Source organism: Enhygromyxa salina (assembly GCF_000737335.2).
GTDB classification, from domain to species: Bacteria; Myxococcota_A; Polyangia; order Nannocystales; family Nannocystaceae; genus Plesiocystis; species Plesiocystis salina_C.
This window is the reverse complement of the sequence record NZ_JMCC02000244.1, coordinates 1-2,477: the sequence shown is the minus strand read 5'-3', so window position 1 is coordinate 2,477 and position 2,477 is coordinate 1. Positions and strand designations below refer to the sequence as shown.

The following is a 2,477-nucleotide window of genomic DNA, read 5'->3' as shown; positions in this document are numbered from 1 at the left end:
ATTTCGCTACCTTAGGACCGTTATAGTTACGGCCGCCGTTTACCGGGGCTTCGATCAAGAGCTTCTCCTTGCGGATAACCCCATCAATTAACCTTCCGGCACCGGGCAGGCGTCACACCGTATACGTCCACTTTCGTGTTTGCACAGTGCTGTGTTTTTAATAAACAGTTGCAGCCAGCTGGTATCTTCGACTGATTTCAGCTCCACGAGCAAGTCGCTTCACCTACATATCAGCGTGCCTTCTCCCGAAGTTACGGCACCATTTTGCCTAGTTCCTTCACCCGAGTTCTCTCAAGCGCCTTGGTATTCTCTACCTGACCACCTGTGTCGGTTTGGGGTACGATTTCGTGTTGCCTGGAGCTTAGAGGCTTTTCCTGGAAGCAGGGCATTTGTTGCTTCAGCACCGTAGTGCCTCGTCATCACGCCTCAGCCTTGATTTTCCGGATTTGCCTGGAAAACCAGCCTACACGCTTAAACCGGGACAACCGTCGCCCGGCCAACATAGCCTTCTCCGTCCCCCCTTCGCAGCAACACCAAGTACAGGAATATTAACCTGTTTCCCATCGACTACGCCTTTCGGCCTCGCCTTAGGGGTCGACTCACCCTGCCCCGATTAACGTTGGACAGGAACCCTTGGTCTTCCGGCGAGCGGGCTTTTCACCCGCTTTATCGTTACTTATGTCAGCATTCGCACTTCTGATACCTCCAGCAGCCCTCACAGGCCACCTTCGACGGCTTACAGAACGCTCCCCTACCCAACAGTATCGCTACTGCTGCCGCAGCTTCGGTGCATGGTTTAGCCCCGTTACATCTTCCGCGCAGGCCGACTCGACCAGTGAGCTATTACGCTTTCTTTAAATGATGGCTGCTTCTAAGCCAACATCCTGGCTGTCTGGGCCTTCCCACATCGTTTCCCACTTAACCATGACTTTGGGACCTTAGCTGGCGGTCTGGGTTGTTTCCCTCTTCACGACGGACGTTAGCACCCGCCGTGTGTCTCCCGTGATAACATTCTCCGGTATTCGCAGTTTGCATCGGGTTGGTAAGTCGGGATGACCCCCTTGCCGAAACAGTGCTCTACCCCCGAGGATGAGTTCACGAGGCGCTACCTAAATAGCTTTCGGGGAGAACCAGCTATCTCCCGGTTTGATTGGCCTTTCACCCCCAGCCACAGGTCATCCGCTAATTTTTCAACATTAGTCGGTTCGGTCCTCCAGTTAGTGTTACCCAACCTTCAACCTGCCCATGGCTAGATCACCGGGTTTCGGGTCTATACCCTGCAACTTAACGCCCAGTTAAGACTCGGTTTCCCTGCGGCTCCCCTATACGGTTAACCTTGCTACAGAATATAAGTCGCTGACCCATTATACAAAAGGTACGCAGTCACCCCACAAAGAGGCTCCCACTGCTTGTACGTACACGGTTTCAGGTTCTGTTTCACTCCCCTCGCCGGGGTTCTTTTCGCCTTTCCCTCACGGTACTGGTTCACTATCGGTCAGTCAGGAGTATTTAGCCTTGGAGGATGGTCCCCCCATATTCAGACAGGATACCACGTGTCCCGCCCTACTCATCGAGCTCACAGCCTGTGTGCTTTCGTGTACGGGAGTATCACCCTGTACCCTGCGCCTTTCCAGACGCTTCCACTAACACACAAGCTGATTCAGGCTCTGGGCTGCTCCCCGTTCGCTCGCCGCTACTGGGGGAATCTCGGTTGATTTCTTTTCCTCGGGGTACTTAGATGTTTCAGTTCCCCCGGTTCGCCTCGCAACACTATGTATTCATGTTGCGATAGTGTGACGAATCACACTGGGTTTCCCCATTCGGAAATCGCCGGTTATAACGGTTCATATCACCTCACCGACGCTTATCGCAGATTAGCACGTCCTTCATCGCCTCTGACTGCCAGGGCATCCACCGTGTACGCTTAGTCGCTTAACCTCACAACCCACAGGCGTCTTGCGACGTCGCGGATGTGATTATTGAGAGACTCGAACGCGTTGGCTTTATTCCTTATTACGGAGGAATAACGCAATGCGTCGTTTCAATTTTCAGCTTGTTCCGGATTGTTAAAGAGCAATATCTCAAACCTGACGTTGCCGCCGGCTTTGAGATATTTTGTGGAGACACCTTTCACCTGTCACCAAGCAAGTGGCGTCCCCTAGGGGATTCGAACCCCTGTTGCCGCCGTGAAAGGGCGGAGTCCTAACCGCTAGACGAAGGGGACACAAAAAATGCGTCACGACTTCGCAGCCGTCTTGCTTCTTTACTTTTCTATCAGACAATCTGTGTGAGCACTTCGAAAGGCAGTATCTTCAGGTAAGGAGGTGATCCAACCGCAGGTTCCCCTACGGTTACCTTGTTACGACTTCACCCCAGTCATGAATCACAAAGTGGTAAGCGCCCTCCCGAAGGTTAAGCTACCTACTTCTTTTGCAACCCACTCCCATGGTGTGACGGGCGGTGTGTACAAGGCCCGG

The 2,477-nt window shown here is 53.0% G+C and carries 1 tRNA gene and 2 rRNA genes; all 3 read right to left on the bottom strand.

Features of this window, described 5'->3' with window-relative positions:
- Nucleotides 1-1,938 (bottom strand): 23S ribosomal RNA (locus DB30_RS40610); the annotation flags it as partial.
- 211 nt (nt 1,939-2,149) lie between these two features.
- Nucleotides 2,150-2,224, bottom strand: a tRNA-Glu gene (locus DB30_RS40605).
- Nucleotides 2,225-2,317: 93 nt separating this feature from the next.
- Nucleotides 2,318-2,477: ribosomal RNA gene (locus DB30_RS40600) — 16S ribosomal RNA — on the bottom strand; the annotation flags it as partial.